Raw genomic sequence first — 20,676 nt, forward strand, 5'->3', positions numbered from 1 at the left:
AACTGTACTGTTCGGTTCTGCCTTACCCGCGATCGCGCCTTTGGTACTCCCAGAAGTTGTGATCGTGGGTGTTGTGGATGCTGTGGCATCGATTGTGAGATTAACTGGAGTTGAAGCCCCAGAAACATTACCCGCAGCATCCTTAGCTGTAGCAGTGAAGGCATAAGTGCCATCGGCTAAAGCTGTCGTGGGGGTAAATGTCCAGTTACCATCCGCATCCGCTGTGGCAGTACCCAGTGCAGTTGTGCCTTGTAAGATGTTAACTGTACTGTTCGGTTCTGCCTTACCCGCGATCGCGCCTTTGGTACTCCCAGAAGTTGTGATCGTGGGTGTTGTGGGTGCTGTGGTATCTATGTCGGTGTTGGTGACAGCTACATCGGCAGGTTTGAGATTTTTGTAGTTGGTATCTGTGGTAGTTGTGTCAGCAGCGGTGATGATTTGATAGGCTTGATTGCCGTCAGCTATTGAGTCATCTACTCCTGTAACTGTGACTGTTTGTGCTACATTCCAGTCAGCAGAAGTGAAGGTTAAACTGGATTTATCTACAGTACCTTCGGTAGTTTTGCTGCTAGTTAATGGAATGGTGACATCGGCTGTGGGTTGCGTATTTAACTTGACTGTAAATGTAGCAGTTCCACCCGCTTCTGTGGTAGTTAAAGGTGTCGTGGGTGTGATGCTTACTCCCGCAGTATCATTGTCAGTAATCGTCACACTTTGGTTAGTAGTAGTTCCTAATGCTATCCCTGTTGACGGGTTGCTAATTGTTAAAGTAGCTGTTTCCGTACCTTCGCTAAAATTATCATCATTAACTGTGACAGTTACTTGCCCCGTACTACTCCCATCTGCTATAGTTATTTGAGCGGGAATAGTACCAGTAAAATCAGCAGCACTAACAGTACCAGTTAATGCTAAATTAATGGTTTGAGCGCCGACGACATTACCTTCGGCAGTGGCGGTAAAGGTAATAGCTGTTGTCCCGGCTTCGCTGGCAGTAGTTGTGCTGGCAGTGAGGTTAACTTTCGGTACGGGAATGGTAATATTAAATGATGTGGCTGGGCTGGAAGTGTCAACACCATTATTCGCTATGCCACCGTTATCTTGGAGTTGCACGTTAACGGTGGCGGTACCGGGTTTACCACTGGGAGTGTAGGTCAGTGTGCCATTGGTTGCTACACTTGGTTGAGTTGTAAATAAGGTGTTGTCGTTGTTAGTAACGGTGTATTTGCTAACTGTTTGAGTGGCTTCATTGGCGGGACCGAAGATAACAGTATTTGCCCAGTTGCTAACTGTTTGAATTGTGTTTGTCCAAGCTGTTAGGGTTTGATTTCCTAAGTTACTGAAACTGGGTTTATCATTGACGGGGTTAACGGTGATGGTGAAGGTTTGGGTAGTGGAGATACCGACGCCCGGGGTGCCACCGTTGTCTTGGACTGTTACAGCGAAGGTGGAGGTGCCGAAGGCGTCAGGGGCGGGTGTGTAAGTGAGGTTGCCACTGGCATCTACTGCCGGTAATGTCGCAAATAAGCCAGGGGTGCCGATGTTGTTGACGGTGTAGGTGGCTGTTTGGGTGGCTTCATCGGCAGGCCCGGGGTTGAAGGTAGCCCAACTTGTTAATGTTTGCGCGCCACTGTCTTCGTTGACGGAGGCTGGGCTGGTAGCGGTGAAGCTGGGTTGGTCGTTGACAGGGGTGACGGTGAGGGCTGCGGTGTCGGTGGCGGTGCTGAAAGCAGTGGAGCCGCCGTTGGTAGTGGTGTTGCCAGTCCCACCATTAGCACCCGCCATTTGATCCCAGGCGCGGAAGGTGATAGCGTTGGTGACCGGGCCATTGTAGTTGGCGCTTGGTTGGAAGTAAATACGGGTATTGGCATCGGCGGCGAGTAGGCGAGCGTTGGTATCGGATACTGCGCCCAAGGGATTCCAAGTAGTACCGCCATTTATGGTGTAGTACCAAGTGCCGTTGGTTGTATTGGCGGCGGTGATGGCTACACCTGCTACGGCTCCAGCGTCGGCGTCGGTGATGTTATTTTGCCCCGTGCCGATGGCAGCAATAGAAGAGATGAGGGTACCGACAGCGCCTGTAGGAGTACCGGAGTCTTCTGGGATGTTGTTGAGGGTGACCACCGTATCGGTGAGGGTGGGGGCGGTAGTAGGGTTAATCGTCTCGTAAATGAGATTGCCGATTTCGTGAATATTTGTCTGACCTCCCGTTGACGCGGCAAAGCCAAATTTAAAAGTAGTTGGTACAGCCCCATTGGTAGCAGTAATGTCGAAGGGAGCGATAATGGTTTCGCCCGAATCAGTAAAGTTGCCGTTGTTGTTCAAATCCATCAGTACCGACAGGCGATTTGGCTCGTCGGCTGCGTTGCTGGGTGTTAATTGAATTTGAACTCTTCTTCTGGCATTAGTGCGATTTATCGCACTGGGTGTATCTATGCCAGCCGAGACATTTCCGGAGGTTATATATTGGTAATCAGTTGATGCTTTGCCTCGAATTGCCACACTATCCGCATATCGCGTCAATGGTAATCCGCTTGAATGTTCGGCAGTCGAAGAGAAACCGCCATAGGCATCAAATCCGATTCCTACATAACCTCCTACCAAACCGGGTTGATTGTTGACATCGTTGCGGGCATAGCCAAGGCTGGAACCATTAGCTCCGGCTTGGGTGGGGCTGGCATTACCGTCAATGAGGAAGAAACTCAATCCATCCGCACCATTTCCATTGTAGGCAAAGATGTCAAAGGTAGCTTTTACCCCTGCTGTTGAAGAAATAGGCTGGTTGTAGATAACGAATCCAGCTTGATAGGCAGCATTTGAAGTTAATCGTAAGACTCCACTGCCAGCAGGGTCAAGATTCAAAACGGGTAGAGTAGTACCAGTACCAGTAGCGGTCAAACCAGGGTTAGCCGATGAGCCTGTCTTCCCGTATATCCAATAACTGCTAACGCTTGTTCCACTAAAGCTTTCGTTCACAAACTCACCTAGGACAAAACTGTAATCCCGCATCACTTCTGGGGAAAATGTTAAGGCGGCTTGAATTTTTCCTATGATAAAATCCAGGTTCCAGTCACCTCCTAATTTGGCATTGCCTGTGAGAGTAGTGGATGCGGCAACATTCGCTTTCGTTAATTGACTGAGGCGTTTAACGAAGGCTTTTCCTTGCTCCGTTTGGGCAACATTACAGCCGTAGAGGAGAATATCTGCATTTAGTTTTAAGGCTTTGCCCCATTTTTTTAGGGTGGCTGCATGGGTTTCTAGGGTTGTTTTGTCCAGGGGTGAGTTACCCAGAAATAGGGTGCCGTCGCTACCGTGAGAAAGGATATGAACAGCTTCAATATCTTTTTGATTGGCCAAGGCTTGAGTAATTTGGTCGATCGCGCTGGCATTTTCATTTAAAATCACAATTTGAGCGGGATCGATGCCTTGAATCAGGCTTTGATAATCCTGTACAGAGGAGTCTACGAAAGTGATTTGCTTGTTCATGTTTGGTACGTTCATAATTGCTGAAATCCTTGATATCTATTGTTTACATTCAAGTCTGGCAGGGGTTGAAACCCCCGCCTCGCTTAAGTCCTCGCTATGAGGACTGAATAATTTATTAGTCCTATTGCTCAAATCAATCGGGCGGTACAATTGTTAGCCCATTCCGCTGGAGCATTAAATAAATAATCTGGAAACATCAAAGGCGTTGCGTCGAATTAGTAGCTCGATGCTGTCCATAATCCAAGCGAGGTTTCTGACACAGCAGATCACTTTGGCTTCGGGAAATAGTTCCAGAATTAATGACAATTTGCTGCATCACCGGCGATTGGTGTCAGAGATCACTTCTCGATCAGTTGGCGGGTGGTAATAAGCTGTGCCTGTTTTTGTTCAGGGGAAATGAACACGGAAAACTCATTGTCTTCGCTCACGGTTTCCAGCATTCGATCGACTTGCACCCCCAACAGGGGAAGTCATAGCGCTGTAAAACCGGGGGTTTTGTCGTAGTAGTGCAGCCAGTAAAGTAGAGCCTGAGCGGGGTAGTCCTGATATGAAGTAGGCTTTCACTGGCCTCGCGTGGGAATGAAGGGATATAGCTTAGATGCAACTTTAATGTATCCCCCTAAAGACATATCTTTTATAGCATATCTTTATTTAACATTTCGCAACACAACATCCAGGTTTACGATATCTTTACAATCTAGACATCGTGGGTTGGCTTTCCCTATCTCTAATCATTGCTTCGGGCCCCTGCCTCTGTAAAGTCGGAAAAGTCGGATCGTAAAGTCGGAAAAGTCGGATCTTTGTCTTTGTGATGAGTAGATAATAAGGTTTACGATATCTTTACAATCTAGATATCGCTGGGTTAATTACTTAGCTATTTTAACCGCAGATATCAGGGGATATATGCGGATATACGCAGATGAAGAGATGTTATTTGATGAGTTCTTCGAGGGATGGAAAAAGCAATTTTTCGGCGCTCACTTTTTCGCAATCACAACCTTGTTGAATTGCGGATATTGCTGATACTTTTCCTCCCAGCAATTGGATGCTTTCGATTAGTAATGGTAGAGTTAATAAAATTATTGATGCCGACACCAGCAAGCTAATTAAGCCGTCCGCCCAATTCCAGTGTAGCCACGCTACGGCGATCGCCGCTAAAATTACTCCAACCGATGAAAAAATGTCGGCGACTGCGTGCAGAAACGCGCTTTTGAGATTTAAGTCGCCGTGACAGCAGGAATGCAAGCAACAAGCATTAATCGAGTTGATGCTTAAACCCACTATGGCGGTAATTAACATCGGCAGCCCTTCTACTTCGGGAGTTGGGGACTGCAAACGGGCGATCGACTCAGCAGCAATCCACAGGGCGATCGCCACTAAACTGATACTATTAATTAAAGCAGCAATGATTTCTCCTCGTTCAGGGATTGACGATTGTGCGATCGTACAATCTACGGATTTACTTTTGCGTTTGACTGAGGAGTACCAAGTCGCTGTCAAAGTTATTGCTAAAGCTGCTACATCTGAAAAAACGTGACCCGCATCTGCTAATAGGGACAAACTATGAGAATTAAGTGCGGCGATTAACTCTGCTACAAAAAAGCTGCTAAGCAGTACCAATGCTGTTTGTAAAAGTCGCACTTTGCCAATTCTGGGATTTATATTCTCGCATTGTGCGATATCCTTGGCGTTTTCCGAGTCAAAATTGTCCCTAACTAGAAATGTCATGCAGCAGTCCTTAAGGTTAAACTCGATTTTAAATTAAACATTAAATTAACTATCAATGACCGATTATATACCAAATCCGAACCAAGATCCGGAAAATTTGAGCGCAAATTCCCCAAATTCTCAAATAAACGATCGTCCAATTAGCGACAATCACGCAAATACTTTGACAGGCGAATCTTTAGTTGATTTGCGGAAGTACGATCAATCAAAGTTCGATCGAGGAAAGCCCGGTTGGCTAATTTTGCTGTGGTGGTTCGTCCAGGCGATCGCATTTCCTCTCACTCCACACCCTCTTAACGGCATCAGAAGCGGCTTGCTGCGGTTATTTGGAGCGAAAATAGGTCGGGGTGCGTTCATTCGTCCCACGGCTCGTTTTACCTATCCTTGGAAAGTTGAAATCGGCGATTACAGTTGGATCGGAGATGATGTTGTATTGTACAGTCTCGATCGAATTGCGATCGGCAAACACTGCGTCATTTCTCAAAAAAGCTACCTCTGCACCGGTACTCATGACCCTCAAGACCCAGCCTTTAGCTTAATAACAGCACCTGTAATCATTAATAACGGCGTTTGGATTGCCGCCGACTGCTTCATTGGCCCAGGTGTCGAAATCGGTGCAAATGCGTTAATTGGAGCTCGCAGCAGCGTCTTTAAAAATATGCCTGCAGGCTTTATTTGCACAGGAACACCTTGTCGTCCCCGCTATCGGCGAGAAATTAACCAAAGTTCATGAGAGACATTGCACCGGGAAACTAAGCAGCTTTACAAGCTTGCTGCCGAATTGGAATTTCAATGACGAATTCTATTCCCTTTCCTAATCCAGGCTGGCAGTATAATCTGCCCCCATGCTTTTCAACGATAATTTGGTAACTGATAGATAACCCCAACCCAGTTCCTTTACCGATAGGTTTGGTGGTAAAAAAAGGGTCAAAGAGTTTCGGTTGTAAAGTTTCGGAAACTCCCCGACCGTTGTCACTAATATGAATAGCAACCCAATTATCGTCAATTACTTTTGTAGAAATTTGAATGCGGTTCGGGTGTTGTTTGATTTCTCCAAAGGAACGCTGCTGATTTGATTCATCTAAAGCATCAATGGCATTGGAAATAATATTCATAAACACTTGATTTAATTGTCCGGCATGGCATTCTACTTGTGGAAGCTGCCCGTAATCTTTTATTAGTTCAATCTCAGGATGCTCTGGTTTTGCTTTTAAACGATGATGCAGGATGGTGAGTGTACTATCAATTCCTTCATGGATATTTACTGCTTTCACGTCTGCCTCATCCAGGCGAGAAAAAATTCGCATAGACTTGACTATCTCCTGGATGCGCTGCGTTCCTAAGTTGATTGAGTTAAGAACTTTGATAAAATCTTCCTCCAGAAATTCCAGTTCTATTTCATCCATTGCTGCTTGAATCCGAGGGGTGGGATTTACATAATCTTCTTGATAGAGGTGTATAATTTTTAGTAAGTTATGAGCATACTCTTGGGCATAACCCAGATTGCCAGAAATGAAATTTATAGGGTTGTTTATTTCATGAGCAATCCCAGCGGCCATTTGCCCTAAGCCGGACATTTTCTCGCTTTGGATTAACTTAAGCTGCATTTGTTGTAAATCTTCATAGCCTTGGCTAACTTCTAAAACTTTCTGCTCCAATAAGATATTTTTTTCTTCTAATTTTTCAGCTAGAACATGAAGCTTTAAATGCAGCTTGACGCGAGCTAATACTTCCTCCTGTTGGAAGGGTTTGGTAATATAATCTACAGCCCCAAGCTTAAACCCCTCAACTTTATTAGCCGTATCCGAGAGAGCAGTCATAAATATAACGGGAATCTGTTTAGTGTCTGGATTAGCCTGTAATCGACGACAGGTTTCAAATCCATCAATCTCTGGCATCATGACATCTAGCAAGATTAGATCTGGTAGAGCATATTTAACTCTCTCTAGTGCCATTTTTCCAGATTTCGCAACCCGAACTTCAAATCCTGCTTGGCTTAAGGCATCAGATAATACACCTAAGTTGGCTGAATTGTCATCAACTATAAGAATCGTACCGTTTGCTTGAATTTCTGAATTCATAAACCTTACTTGTAGGACTGAATAAACGTTATAATCTCTTCGTCTTGAAAGTCCTTTGCCATCTGATGCAATATTTTAGCAAATGGAATGTATTTTGGGTCTATTGCTTCAAGTAAGACCGCCTGCTTAACTATTTCTAGGAAATTTCCTTTCATAGCCAGTTCGTATAGCATTTCCATTTCTGTAGCAGGCGGGGCAATTAGCTCATCGGTGTCTGATGCGATCGCCAGCGGATCTTCATTAGCTTCGTAAACCCATTCCAAATCAAGATACTGTTGTAATTTTTGCAGGAGTTCCGTTGCTTGAACAGGTTTGGGAATAAAGGTGTTGCCTCCTGCTTCTAAACTTCTGTATTGATCGGTTTCAAATACGCTGGCAGAAGAGACAATAATCACGATGTCTTTGAAATTTTCCGATTCTCTAACCCGCTTAATCAGCTCGAAGCCATCTAGTTCGGGCATTAGTAAGTCGGTAACGATTAAATCTGGCTGTACCTCCAGAATTTTTTCCCAGCCTTCCTGGCCATCGTTGGCTTCAGACACCTCAAAGCCGATCGGACTGAGTAAATTGCTAATTACCGAACGGTTAGCCCATTTGTCATCGATAACCACAATCTTAGGTTGGCGGTCTTTGATGCCGATAATCTGCCCGCGATTGTCGATTTGAGACGTTTTCACCCATTCATCGGCTTGAGACAGATTGACATCGAACCAGAAAATACTGCCCACATTCATCTCACTTTGAACGTGAATGGTACTGCCCATTAGTTCTACAATCCTTTTGCTAATTGCCAGTCCCAATCCCGTACCTTCCGTCTGCCGCCTGCGATCTCCTACCTGCTCGAAGGGCTGAAAGATAGCTTGGAGTTGATCTTGTGCAATGCCGGTACCTGTATCGCGTATTTCAAAGCGAATTTTTCCTTCTGCTGCAAAACTGACTATAAAAGTGACACTGCCCTCATCCGTAAATTTAATAGCGTTGCTCAAAAGATTAATTAACACTTGTCGCAAGCGTTTTTCATCCGCACTAATACCGATCGGGAGTTCGGGGCTTGATGGAAAATGGAAGTGAATTCCCTTTAGCTCAGCTCGGATACGACACATTTCTGCGACACCTTGCAGGAACGCCGGGAAATGAAAATCCGTGGGCATGAGTTCCACTTTCTGTGCTTCAATCTTCGACAAATCGAGAATATCATTGATTAACGTTAGTAAATGGGAACCGCACTGATAAATGACATCAATGCGCGATCGCTCTTCTTCATTCAAGACTTTGGAACGCTGAAGAATCTGTGCGTATCCCATGATGCCATTTAGGGGAGTTCGCAACTCGTGGCTCATGTTAGCAAGGAATTCACTTTTAGCCCGACTTGCTGCTTCGGCTGCTTCCTTAGCTTTTGTCATTAGGAATTCTGCTTGTTTGCGATCGTCGATATCGGTGCAAGTGCCAACCCACTCCCGGACGCTGCCATCTTCGTTCAGAATGGGTACCCCTCTAACTTGAAAATAACGATAGTTTCCATTCGCTCCCCGGATTCGATATTCTATCTCAAACAGGCTTTTCGTTTGCACTGCTTCCATCCACACCTGAACCGTTCGTTCGCGATCGTCCGGATAAATTGGATCTAACCAGCCAAAACCAAGCACATCAGCTTCAGTTTGCCCGGTGTAAGCTTTCCAACTCTGTAGCTCCGTGCCTCTTCCTTCAGCATCCATTGCCCAGACGATTTGGGACGTAGCAGCGATGAGCGATCGATAGCGTTCTTCGCTTTGTTTGATAGCCTCTTCGGCTTGTTTACGATCGTGAATATCGGTACAAGTGCCAACCCACTCCCGGACGCTGCCATATTCATTCAGAATGGGTACCCCTCTAACTTGAAAATAACGATAGTTTCCATCCGCTGCGCGCATTCGATACTGTATGTCATACACGCTTCTTGTTTGCGCTGCTTCCATCCACACCTGAGCGGTTCGTTCCCGATCGTCCGGGTGAATTGCATCTAACCAGCCAAAACCCAGCACTTCAGGTTCGGTTTGTCCGGTGTAAGCTCTCCAACTCGGTAGATCCGGGCATCTTCCTTCAGCATCCGATATCCAGACAATTTGGGACGTGGCAAGGATTAGCGAACGATAGCGTTCTTCGCTTTGTTTTAGAGCATCTTCGGCTTGTTTGCGGTCGTGGATATCGGTGCAAGTGCCAATCCACTCCTGGATGCTGCCATCTTCATCCAGAATTGGTACCCCTCTAAGTTGAAAATAACGATAGTTTCCATCCGCTCCCCGGATTCGATATTCTGTGTCATACAGGGTTTTCGTTTGCACTGCTTCCATCCACACCTGAGCCGTTCGTTCGCGATCGTCCGGGTGAATTGCATCTAACCAGCCAAAACCATCAGCCATCTCAGCTTCGGTTTGTCCGGTGTAAGCTCTCCAACTCGGTTGATCCACACATCTTCCTTCAGCATCCGCTGTCCAGACAAGTTGGGACGTAGCAGCGATTAGCGAACGATAGCGTCCTTCGCTTTGTTTTAGAGCATCTTCGGCTAGTTTGCGATCGCTAATGTCATTATTAATTTCGAGTTGGGCACAAGGCTTTCCTTCGCCATCGCGCTGTAATGTCCAGCGACTTGCCACAATAATATGCCGACGATCGCGGGTGGTGTGCTGCAATTCTCCTTCCCAAATTCCCTGCTGGAAAAACTCTCCCAATACGGTTTCTAAGGGTGTAGGGAAGACGGTTGCCAAGAATGTGTGAATGTACTGCCCGACTACTTCCGCTTTTGTCCAACCATATAGCTTTTCTGCACCTTGGTTCCAGTAGATGATCCGGTCATCCATATCCCTAATAATGATACTATCGCTGGCTAAGTCGAGTATTTCTAGGGTTTGACGCAGTGTTTGCTCGACTTTTTTGCGATCGGTAATATCTCGTGTGGTAGCGATGATGCCCAAGATATTACCATTAGCATCTCGCCAAGGAGCTTTTGTAGTGAAAAAAGTCGCGGTTTTTTCACCGTCAGAGACATCTTCCTCGTAAGTCTCAGTGATGCCTGCTGCAATGACTTGACGATCTTTCGCCATAATTGCACGGGCACTCTCAGGCGGCAGTAATTCCAAATCATCTTTGCCGATGATTTCCTCAATTGGCTTGCCTATGAAGTTTGCCAAATTGGAGTTAAGGGCAACATGACGCCCTTCCCGATCTTTAACGACAATGAAGTCTGGTGTACTTTCCAAAATTGAGTTTAGCAGTGCATTACGATCGCGCATCTGGGCTTCAGCTTGCTTGCGATCGCCAATGTTTCGTGCTATGGCGATCATGCCGATAATATTGCCCTGAGCGTCCCGCCAAGGGGCTTTTGTGGTTAAAAAAGAAGTGATGCCCTTACCATTAGAAACATCTTCTTCGTAGCTTTCTGTAGTGCCTGCTTCCATGATCTCGCGGTCTTTTGCCATTATTGAAACGGCGGCATCAGGGGGAAGGAGTTCCGAATCATCTTTACCGATAATTTCCTCAATGGGTCTATCGTAAAAGGATTTTGCCGCCTCGGAATTAAGGGCAATATATCGGCCTTCCCGGTCTTTAACAACAATTATGTCTGGCGTACTTTCCAAAATAGAGCTCAGCAAGAGGTTGCGATCGCGCAACACAGCTTGCTGTTCGCGCAGAGCTTCTTCAGCTTGTTTGCGATCGGTAATATCTGTATTAGCCCCAATCCATTCCCGAATTGAACCATCCGCGTTTAGAATTGGTACACCACGACAACTCATGTAGCGATATTCCCCGTCATAGCGACGCATACGAAATTCAGATTCATAGAATGATCGATTGGCAACAGCAGTTAACCAGGCAGTAGTAATAGACGAGCGATCGTCTGGATGGATAGCGTTGCTCCCACCCCTTCCCTTGTAATCATCAAATGTCTGTCCTGTAAATGCACTCCAAGTAGGTTGCTCGATCGCCATTTCGCCGTCGGCATTGCAGATCCAAATAATTTGAGCGCTGGCTTCGATCAAAGAACGAAATCGTTCTTCACTTTGTTTGAGGACATCTTCTGCGGTTTTGCGATCGCGAATATCCCGCGTAATAGTGGCAATCCCTACTGGTTCATTAGTCTCTGGATGTTTGACCAGAAATAGGGTGTAGTCTACCGCAATGGGTTGACCTGTCACGAAATGTCTGAACCGGTAATCACTCCGCCACCCCCCCTCTTGCATTAGAGTAGGCAGAACACGCTGCTGTACAAAGTCCAAATCTTCTGGCATGAAGAAGTCGGTAATGTGTTTGGTTCTGGCTTCGTCCAAACTACTGAGTCCAACCAAATCCAGACCAGCCTGATTCAGTAGCATCGGGCGACCATCCATTGAGGCAACGCCAATAAAGTCACGGCTGTTCTCGATCGTTGTAGCGAGCAATTGCCGTTCTTCCTCTGCTTTTTTGCGATCGCTAATGTCCCGTGCAATAGTGGAAATAAACTCGACTTCGCCTGTTTCCGTTTTGTGGACGATTAAAACTTGGGAAACTGGAATTTCTTTCCCATCGTGTGACAAAAACACGGTTTCACCAGCCCAGCTACCCTCTCTTAAGGCGGTTGGAAAGACTTCATTCTGGAATTTTGTCGTTGCCGAGGGAGCTAATACAAAATCTACACTAAACGGAGATCGTGCCTCCTCGGGAGGTACCCCCATCATTTTCTGTCCGGCTTTGTTGAGGTAGACGTTATGCCCTGTTGCATCCGCAATCCCTACGAAGTCGGAAGTTGCTTCTAAAATTGCCGTCAGTCTTGCCTGCTTTTGTTCGGCCCGCTTGCGATCGCTAATTTCAATTACAATCCCACCAAGACCAAAAACCAGGCCATTTTCATCCAACAAAGGATAGTAAGATGCTTGCCAGTAGCGCACGATGCCCGGTTCTTTCGGCGTTTCACCCACTAATTCATAGTCGAGAATTGGCTTGCCCGTATCCAGAATGCCTTGCAGCATTGGTTCCACAGTCGGAGCCAATTCTGGCAGCACCTCACGCACTGACCTACCAATATGGTCTGCCACACAAACGCCATTCATCTGGGCCAAAACTTCGTTAATTTGGACGTACCGAAGTTGGCGGTCAAAAATCAGCATCCCGGCGTTAGCACCTGCAAAAAAAGCGTCGAAGTGAGCCTGTCGCAATGCCTGTGCTGTTGTGTTCTCTTGCGGTTGCGGTTGGGTTTTCTCTGGTGGGAATTTGCTCATGTTGGCTCGTGCATTTCAGCTATTATTCTAAAACTTCTTTCCAATGGCGCGATCGCAAGGTTTTCCTTGTTTCCTATTTGGGTACTGAAGAAAACGTTCAGTAGGGCGACCATTCGGTTTTCAATCGGCCATATATGTATACCTTGCGACAATATTTCGGTTAATGCTTCGGATGTATTGCCAAGCAGTTCTATTGCTCATCAATTCTATTCCTAATCAATCCTATTGGTAGAACCTTGGTGACAACATAAGCTAGGGAAGCGTTTGTCAATCAGCAATTATGCTCAGTATTTACTCAGTTTTTGGGTGGAGAACTTAGATTTGGGCGATCGAGCAATCATGTCTCGCGCCATATTTATTTCCACCCAACCCCAAACCGCCAATTTTCCACTCTTGAACAAGCAAGTATTTTCAGTAATTTTACTGATTGACAAATGTGATTAAGTTATAGTGGGTCCTCCATGTCGGTAGAATGCCAAGTATTCTTGGAACGTTATCAATTTTAGCTATATCCGTTAAATTTTCACTTATAAATACACCAAACGCACGCAACTAGCAGAGTAATAGCAATATGTCTCCCACCAGTTAAAGTCATTGTAATACTTGGATATTTGACTTGTCCACTTAAATAGTCATTCAATAATCCCTGCTTAAGTTGATAACGGGACTTCAAAAAAAATTAGTGGAGAGTATGATAAACTCGAATCGAGTTAATGTTGACTAAAGTTAGCAGAGCGATCGCTTTAATAATAGATGAGTTTGCTCTGGGATCGCGCAAAAGTGGCACACTAACCGCAGGCCTGCGAAGACCAGGTATCCTAAAAATTGGCAATAGGGAGAACTGCGTAGTATGAGGAACCACATCTGTCTGTAACGACTTCACTTTTTTTGCCCCTAAAAATAGGTTAAAATTTATGATTACGAGTTCAGTATTTTATTTTTACATTGGGTACTGAAGCCTTTATTTTTTACTACTCCCCCTTGAAAAATGACAACACAAACAACCTTAAATCCTGAATTTAAATTAAATACAATACCAGAAGAAGTATTCACACAGATCTCGCAAATATTTACCGCTACCCTATTTAAAATAGGTGAAAACCCTGTATCCTTGCAGTCACTGGTGGAACTGATTGTATTGTTTATGGCTATCCTTGTGATAGCACGATCTTTTACCAACTTTCTTAAGGAAAGATTGCTTGTCAGACTGGGAATTGACGAGGGAAATCGGGAAGCTATCGCAGTAATCATTGGGTATTTAATAGTAGCTTTGGGGGTGATAGTCGCCATCCAAAGCATTGGCTTCAACCTCGCTTCTTTTGCAGTAGTTGCGGGGGGGCTGGGAGTCGGAATTGGCTTTGGCATCCAAGATTTAACAACTAATTTTGTCAGCGGCTTAACGCTGCTTTTAGACAGACCCGTGAAAGTCGGAGACTTTGTGGAATTAGAAGGATTAATGGGAATAGTCAAAAAAATCTCGATTCGATCGACAATCATTCAAACCATTGAGGACTCCAGCGTCATAGTTCCCAACAGCAAAATGATTAGCAACAAAATTGTTAATTGGAGTTACGAAAACTCGCTACTCTGTCTGCGAGTTCCCGTAGAAGTAGCGGAGAATAGTAACCCGCTGTTAGTGACAGAAACTCTGTTAAATATTGCTTACGCGGAAGCGGGAGTTTTGTACGAACCGAATCCGAAAGTATTGTTTGTCGAGTTTGGCGATGATAGTTTTAAATTTGAACTTTTAGTTTGGACGGACAAGCCGACTGAAAGAGAAGTAATTAAAAGTTCTTTGAATTTTGCTATCGAGTACAATTTTCGCCACCAGAAAATCGAATTTCCGTTCAATGACAGAGAAATTTATTTACAAAACCCCGAAGTTCTGTTGTCAATATTTAACAAAAAAGAAACTGCTATTGACCTCTCGAATAGCTACTCGGAAAATGAGCAAAAACCGCCAATTTTTGGCGAGAAACTGAAAAAGCCATCGTCCCTTAGTTGTTTGCTGCGGGAGGTGGAATACTTTGAAAACCTGACCGATCTTGAATTGCGGCAATTGATTGAAGTTGGGTACCGCAAACGGCTGCGATCGCAAGAATTTTTATTTCACGAAAACGACCCTGGAGATGCTTTTTACATGATTCTTTCAGGTTCAGTCGAAGTTTTTGTGGAAGCTATTGACAAACATCTAAATAACCTCGGCACTGGTCAGTTTTTTGGGGAACTTTCTTTGATGTTGGGAATCCCCAGAACTGCTTCGGTGAGAGCTTTAGAAGAAACAATTTTGTTTGCCATCAATAAAGAAGGTTTCCAGAAAGTTTTAACGGAACGACCTGATTTATCGGAACAGATTATTAAAGAAATAGTCAAGCACAAAGAAGAACTAAGCGAGAGACAGCAATTATTGCGAGAAATGGAATTAGTAGATGCAGCAGAAGAGGATGAAAATCCTGTAGAATGGGTGAGAAAACGGCTAAAAAATCTATTTAGTGTTTGAAAAAATTTATATGACGCGATTTATTCACGATCTTTTTGCCAAAGAATACCTGGAGGAATTGCTGTCGCCTATCGGAACGGTTAATATCGGCCGCGATGTGACTTCCGAAGTCCGAGAAATCGATGTTTATTTCACTCCTAGCACCGCGATTCCTGAATACTCAGAAACCCTGGGATTGTTGGGAAAAATGGCAAACACAACTGCGATTTTTGAACCGTTTCGCAATCCTGCCAACGTCAGCGAGATTTGTAGCTGTCTGGGCAAGTTATTGGACGTGCGAGGTGAATTGGAGCGAAAATTTAGGAGAGAAAATACTCGCTATGATGATGCTCAGTTACCCAAACTGTGGATTTTGATGCCCACAGCATCGAAAGCATTGGTAGATAGCTTTAATGCGATACCAGACACAGAGAACTGGATGCAGGGAATTTATTTTTTAGGTGAATCTTTGCGATCGGCAATTGTAGCGATCCACCAGTTACCAGAAACTCCAGAAACCCTGTGGTTGAGGATTTTGGGCAAAGGGGGAGTGCAGCAAAGGGCTATTTCCCAATTGAGCGCTTTAGCAACAGACGATCCGTTGCGGATTATCGCGCTAGAATTGCTGTATCGGTTACAGTCAAATTTAGTAACCGATGCGCCACAAGAATTAGAGCCAGAAGAGCGGGAGTTAATTATGGCCATTGCACCACTTTTTCAACAACAAATACAAGCAGCACAGCAACAAGCTAGAGAAGAAGGACTAGAACAAGGACTAGAACAAGGACTAGAACAAGGACTAGAACAAGGACTAGAACAAGGCAGACAAGAACAACAGCGCTTAATCTTAGAAAACTTCCTGCGAGTTAGATTTGGAGAATTAAGCCCGAAAATGACTGCTTTTCTATCTCCAATATCAAAGTTGTCTGCTGCGGAATTTACCGTGTTATTGGTAGCTATATCGATGTTAACGGTTGATGAAGCTGGGCGGGAATCAGCGGTTAAATTGTTAGCTGAAAGTGCGTTGCAAATACGATCGCCTGAATTGGGCGATCTTCTGCCTACAGCCGTTACTAATTTATTGGCTTTGCCTGTGACAGAATTGACATTGTTTGTAGAACAACTGGCGCAGTTATCGGCTGAGGAATTGAGGGACAGGTTAGGTAAAACACCTGACTAAAACCTACGATCGCAGCCATAAAGCGCGATCGCTCTTTATGGCTGCGATAATTCTCACATAAAATTCCTCGATTCTGTCGATCGCACTTAGGAATTGGACTGCGCGGATAAAATCAAGTGCAGCAGACCCTCGATCAGTCGATCGCGCTCCATGGGGATAATATCTTTGCCGTGCATCATATGCTGCGTTAATTGGAAATATACCAGCGATCCGATAAAAATCCGCGCCGTTGCCTCCGGATCGGGCAATTTTAACTCTGGATGCGATGCAAAATATTGAGTAAGCCGCTCAATACCCGGTTTAGCTAAGTTTTTCACAAAAGTCTGCGCTAGCTGGGGAAAACGCCCCGACTCCGCAATCACTAGCCTCACAAAATTCAGGAATTCAGGTTCCTGCGTCACCTGCTCTAATAGATTGGTGGCAACGAATCGCAGCGCTACGGCGGGTTCTTCATCCAAAACTGTAAAATGGACTTTTTCTCGCGCCAGCCGCTGTACCAAGGCCACGAATAATCCTTCTTTATCTGCAAAATAGCTGTAAACCGTGGCTTTGGAAACTCCTCCCGTCTTCGCTACCTTGTCCATACTCGTGCCCGCGTAGCCGTGGGCTAAAAATTCTTGCATCGCACCTTGGAGGATTTGCTCGCTCTTGTCACCTCCTGTTGCGTCTGGTTCGATCGGTTTTGTCCTTGCCATACCTTGCTTCTGTAATTTTTATTTGGGCTCTTGACATCATTATACTGAACGGTTTAGTATTAAAACATATCAGAACTAAACGGTTTAGTTTTATTCCTCAAAAAGAGGTATGTCATGGTACACCAACCAACAGCAGACGGCTTATCCTCAACTCCATCCCTAGTTAAACAACTCCTAGTTGTGGCAGCACTAGCAACCCTGGCGGCAGGGGGAACCACAGGCTACACGATCTGGCGATCGCGCATACCCGATCCCAACGCAGTAGCCGCAGCAGCATCCGTGGCGGCATCCCAATTAACCACAGTTACAGCCTTGGGGCGACTCGAACCCAGAGGAGAAGTAATTAAAGTCTCCGCCTCCGGTGCGGCGGAAGGAAACCGGATCGATCGACTGTTGGTAAAAGAGGGAGACAGGGTGAAAACAGGTCAGACGATCGCAATTTTGGACAGTCGCGATCGCCAGCAAGCCGCCCTCGACCAAGCTCAAGAACAGGTGCGCGTCGCTGAGGCAAACCTAGCAAAAGTGAAAGCAGGAGCAAAAAACGGCGAAATCCAAGCCCAGAAAGCGGCTATTAGCCGTTTATCCGCCGATCGCAGCAACGAGATCGCAGCGCAACAGGCGATCGTTGCCCGTCTAGAAATTGATCGCAGCACCGAAATTGCAGCGCAACAAGCCACAATTGCCCGCATCAAGGCCGAACAACAAGGTGAAATTCAAACCCAACAAGCCACAATTGCCCGTCTACAAGCCGAACTCCGCAACGCGATAAGCGAGGATCGGCGCTACTCCCAACTGTATGAACAGGGAGCAATTTCCGCCTCAACTAGCGACAGCAAAAGCCTCGCAGCCGAAACAGCCCAACAGCAACTCAACGAAGGAAAGGCAAAACTGAATCAAATTCGCCAATCCCGCCAACAACAAATTAACGAAGCCCAAGCCAAACTCAACCAAATTCAGCAATCCCGCCAACAGCAAATTAACGAAGCCCAAGCCAAACTCAGCCAAATTCAGGAATCTCGACAACAGCAGATTAATGAAGCAGCGGCAAATCTCGATCGCATCGCCGAAGTGCGTCCCGTTGACATAGCAGCAGCCGCCGCCGAAGTCAGTTCCGCCGCAACAGCCGCCAAACAAGCCAAAGCCAATCTGGATCTAGCTTACATCCGTGCTCCCAGAGACGCCCAAGTCCTGAAAATTCACACGCATCCGGGGGAAAGGGTGGGAAACGACGGCATTGTCGAACTCGGACAAACTCGCGAGATGCTAGCTGTTGCGGAAATCTACGAAAGCGATGTGGACAAAGTACGCCTCGGACAAACCGCCAAAATTACTAGCGATGCTTTGACCGGCGAATTGCGGGGAACTGTCGAACATATTGGTTTGCAAGTGCAGCGGCAAAACATTGTTAACACCGATCCTTCTGCGAATATTGATGGTCGAATTGTGGAAGTAAAAGTGCGCTTAGATGAAGCTTCCAGCCAGAAAGTAGCGGGATTAACCAATTTGCAAGTCAAAGTGGCGATCGGGGAAATTAAAGATTAAAAAGACTTAAACCGCAGGGTCGCTTTCTTCAATCCAAAATCCAAAATCTAAAATCTAAAATCCTATGATTGGACTCATAAAACCCTTACAACAGTTAAAACGCAGAACTTCCCTCGGATGGCTGCAACTGAGTCACGACAAAGGCCGAATGGCCGTTGCAGTAGCAGGAATTGCCTTTGCTGACGTTTTGATGTTCATGCAGTTAGGCTTTCAAAATGCGCTTTACACCAGCAATACGCGCCTGCACCAAACTTTGCAAACAGACTTAGTTTTGATTCACCCCCAAGCGCGAAATTTGATTAATTTGTCTTCCTTCCCCAGGCGCAGATTGTATCAAGCAATGAACGTACCGGGCGTGAAATCAGCCGAGCCGCTTTACGTGAAAATTGCTAACTGGAAAAATCCCGAAACTCGGCGCGAAACGTCGCTGATGGTCGTGGGTTTCAATCCCGATCGCCCTGCGTTTGCGCTTCCAGAAGTTAACCAAAATTTGAGCGCGATTAAATTGCCGGATACTGTGCTGTTCGATCGAGCTTCTAGGGGAGATTACCAAGGGACGATCGCACAAATTGCTGAAGGCAAAGCCGTTAAAGCTGAGGTAGAGCGACGCACGATTAACGTCAGCGGTTTATTCACAGTTGGAGCATCTTTTGCCGCCGACGGTATTTTGATGACTAGCGATCAAAATTACCTGCGCCTGTTTCCCAGACAAAACGCCGCGAGTGTTAATGCCGGATTAATTCAACTGCAACCGGGTGCTGACCCCGTGGAAGTTCAACAAGTTTTGAAAGCATATTTACCGCCGGATGTCAAGGTACTAACCAAACAAGAATTTATCGATTTTGAGAAAAACTATTGGGCTAAGAATACTGCGATCGGCTTTGTATTTAACTTAGGCGTCGCGATGGGTTTTGTAGTTGGTGTGATTATTGTTTATCAAGTTCTCTCAACCGATGTCAGCGACCACATGGGAGAATACGCTACTTTCAAAGCGATGGGCTACCGCAATGTTTATTTACTCGGCATCGTTTTTGAAGAAGCTCTAATTCTTTCCGTCCTCGGTTTTTTGCCAGGAGTAGGAGTCTCTCTCGGACTCTACTCTTTAACTCGCAAAGCTACAAATTTACCCCTTTATATGACGCTGCTTAGAGCATTTATAGTCTTACTTTTGAACGTGATTATGTGCACTATTTCTGGAGCAATTGCCACCCGTAAACTGCAAGCAGCCGATCCAGCAGATATGTTTTAAGGGAAAATGAATCAGAGAGTATGAAAGACTAAAACCCTGACTAAAAACATATTTTTGTAATCCTTCTCTTCTTTTTCCTCTGCCTTGTTGGCGACAAAAGCGGTTTATTAGACTTGAAGTGAAAAATTTCCCAATCTTGAAATCCATCTGCCTTCATCTGCGTTAATCTGCGGTTTCCCTCTTAATCAAAGATTTAGGCAACCTTGTCTCTTAATTAAATCTCCAACCTCACACCAATAACATATGAATTCTACTACTCTCTACCCAACAACCAACCCATTACAGATTCCTGAACCTGTAGTTTCCGCGCACCACCTCGACCACTACTTCGGTCAAGGTCAACTGCGAAAACAGGTACTTTTTGATATTAATCTCGAAATTCAAGCAGGTGAAATCGTGCTGATGACGGGACCTTCCGGTTCTGGAAAAACTACGCTTTTAACTTTGATTGGCGGACTGAGATCCGGTCAATCGGGAAGTCTCCAAATTCTCGGTCAAGAAATGTGCAAAGCGAGTGCAGACCAATTGGTAAAGGCGCGGCGCAAAATAGGCTATATTTTTCAGGCGCACAACTTGCACCGCAGTTTGACGGCGCTGCAAAACGTGCAAATGGGTTTGGAAGTTCACGGCAATTTGTCGCGTTCCCAAATGCGCGATCGCTCTGCAAAAATGCTAGAGTTAGTAGGACTGGAACAGCGGATTAACTATTATCCAGATGATTTGTCGGGAGGACAGAAACAAAGAATTGCGATCGCCCGCGCTTTGGTCAGTCAACCGCAAATTGTTTTAGCTGACGAACCAACAGCCGCCCTGGACAGCAAATCCGGTCGCGAAGTGGTGAATTTGATGCAGCAATTAGCCAAAGAACAGGGTTGTACTATTTTGTTAGTAACCCACGATAACCGAATTTTGGATATTGCCGATCGCATCGTTCACATGGAAGATGGAAAATTAGCCTAATTTTTAAATTTCTGAAGAATAGACATCACCCATAACTCCCTCATTTTC

At 45.5% G+C, this 20,676-nt stretch carries 13 protein-coding genes; 7 read left to right on the forward strand and 6 right to left on the reverse strand.

Annotated elements, in window-relative coordinates; translation table 11 throughout:
- The 3 genes from QUA23_RS04945 to QUA23_RS04955 form a co-directional block, all read right to left on the reverse strand.
- Window positions 1-3,498 (reverse strand): DUF4347 domain-containing protein (locus QUA23_RS04945; RefSeq protein WP_333110308.1); only part of this gene is annotated, 3,498 nt, incomplete at its 3' end.
- A 396-nt stretch (window positions 3,499-3,894) separates the two neighbouring features.
- Window positions 3,895-4,047: a sulfotransferase gene (locus tag QUA23_RS04950; RefSeq protein WP_333074486.1), complete on the reverse strand. Its 153-nt coding sequence runs from the start codon at window positions 4,045-4,047 to the stop codon at window positions 3,895-3,897.
- A gap of 366 nt (window positions 4,048-4,413) precedes the next feature.
- Window positions 4,414-5,211 carry a cation diffusion facilitator family transporter gene (locus QUA23_RS04955; RefSeq protein ID WP_333074488.1) on the reverse strand — a complete coding sequence of 266 codons (798 nt, stop codon included), beginning with the start codon at window positions 5,209-5,211 and terminating at the stop codon, window positions 4,414-4,416.
- Between the two features lie 55 nt (window positions 5,212-5,266).
- Here QUA23_RS04955 and hpsU point away from each other — a divergent pair, with 55 nt between their 5' ends.
- Window positions 5,267-5,944: a hormogonium polysaccharide biosynthesis acetyltransferase HpsU gene (gene hpsU, locus QUA23_RS04960; protein WP_333074490.1), complete on the forward strand. Its 678-nt coding sequence runs from the start codon at window positions 5,267-5,269 to the stop codon at window positions 5,942-5,944.
- Between the two features lie 19 nt (window positions 5,945-5,963).
- Here the strand turns inward: hpsU and QUA23_RS04965 are convergent, their stop codons facing one another.
- The gene (locus tag QUA23_RS04965; RefSeq protein WP_333074492.1) at window positions 5,964-7,292 is read right to left on the reverse strand and encodes a response regulator; all 1,329 of its coding nucleotides are present in this window, start codon (window positions 7,290-7,292) and stop codon (window positions 5,964-5,966) included.
- 5 nt (window positions 7,293-7,297) lie between these two features.
- Complete coding sequence (locus tag QUA23_RS04970; protein WP_333074494.1) at window positions 7,298-12,523, reverse strand: PAS domain S-box protein; 5,226 nt, start codon at window positions 12,521-12,523, stop codon at window positions 7,298-7,300.
- A 264-nt stretch (window positions 12,524-12,787) separates the two neighbouring features.
- Here QUA23_RS04970 and QUA23_RS04975 point away from each other — a divergent pair, with 264 nt between their 5' ends.
- From QUA23_RS04975 to QUA23_RS04985, 3 genes are all read left to right on the forward strand, one after another.
- Window positions 12,788-12,967 carry a hypothetical protein gene (locus tag QUA23_RS04975; RefSeq protein ID WP_333074495.1) on the forward strand — a complete coding sequence of 60 codons (180 nt, stop codon included), beginning with the start codon at window positions 12,788-12,790 and terminating at the stop codon, window positions 12,965-12,967.
- A gap of 544 nt (window positions 12,968-13,511) precedes the next feature.
- Complete coding sequence (locus tag QUA23_RS04980; RefSeq protein ID WP_333074497.1) at window positions 13,512-15,023, forward strand: mechanosensitive ion channel domain-containing protein; 1,512 nt, start codon at window positions 13,512-13,514, stop codon at window positions 15,021-15,023.
- A 10-nt stretch (window positions 15,024-15,033) separates the two neighbouring features.
- On the forward strand, window positions 15,034-16,182 hold the full coding sequence (locus QUA23_RS04985; protein ID WP_333074498.1) for a flagellar assembly protein H: 1,149 nt from the start codon (window positions 15,034-15,036) through the stop codon (window positions 16,180-16,182).
- An 86-nt stretch (window positions 16,183-16,268) separates the two neighbouring features.
- Here QUA23_RS04985 and QUA23_RS04990 read toward each other — a convergent pair whose 3' ends face one another.
- Window positions 16,269-16,877 carry a TetR/AcrR family transcriptional regulator gene (locus tag QUA23_RS04990; RefSeq protein WP_333074499.1) on the reverse strand — a complete coding sequence of 203 codons (609 nt, stop codon included), beginning with the start codon at window positions 16,875-16,877 and terminating at the stop codon, window positions 16,269-16,271.
- A gap of 114 nt (window positions 16,878-16,991) precedes the next feature.
- Between QUA23_RS04990 and QUA23_RS04995 the strand changes: the two genes are divergently transcribed.
- The 3 genes from QUA23_RS04995 (at window position 16,992) to QUA23_RS05005 (ending at window position 20,628) form a co-directional block, all read left to right on the forward strand.
- Complete coding sequence (locus QUA23_RS04995) at window positions 16,992-18,419, forward strand: HlyD family efflux transporter periplasmic adaptor subunit (RefSeq protein ID WP_333074500.1); 1,428 nt, start codon at window positions 16,992-16,994, stop codon at window positions 18,417-18,419.
- Window positions 18,420-18,483: 64 nt separating this feature from the next.
- Window positions 18,484-19,668, forward strand: coding sequence for an ABC transporter permease DevC (gene devC, locus QUA23_RS05000; RefSeq protein WP_333074502.1), 1,185 nt, complete (start codon window positions 18,484-18,486; stop codon window positions 19,666-19,668).
- A gap of 243 nt (window positions 19,669-19,911) precedes the next feature.
- Window positions 19,912-20,628, forward strand: coding sequence for a DevA family ABC transporter ATP-binding protein (locus tag QUA23_RS05005; RefSeq protein WP_333074503.1), 717 nt, complete (start codon window positions 19,912-19,914; stop codon window positions 20,626-20,628).
- Window positions 20,629-20,676 lie beyond the last annotated feature (48 nt).

The organism is Microcoleus sp. Pol1C5, from assembly GCF_036701115.1.
GTDB lineage: Bacteria > Cyanobacteriota > Cyanobacteriia > Cyanobacteriales > Microcoleaceae > Microcoleus.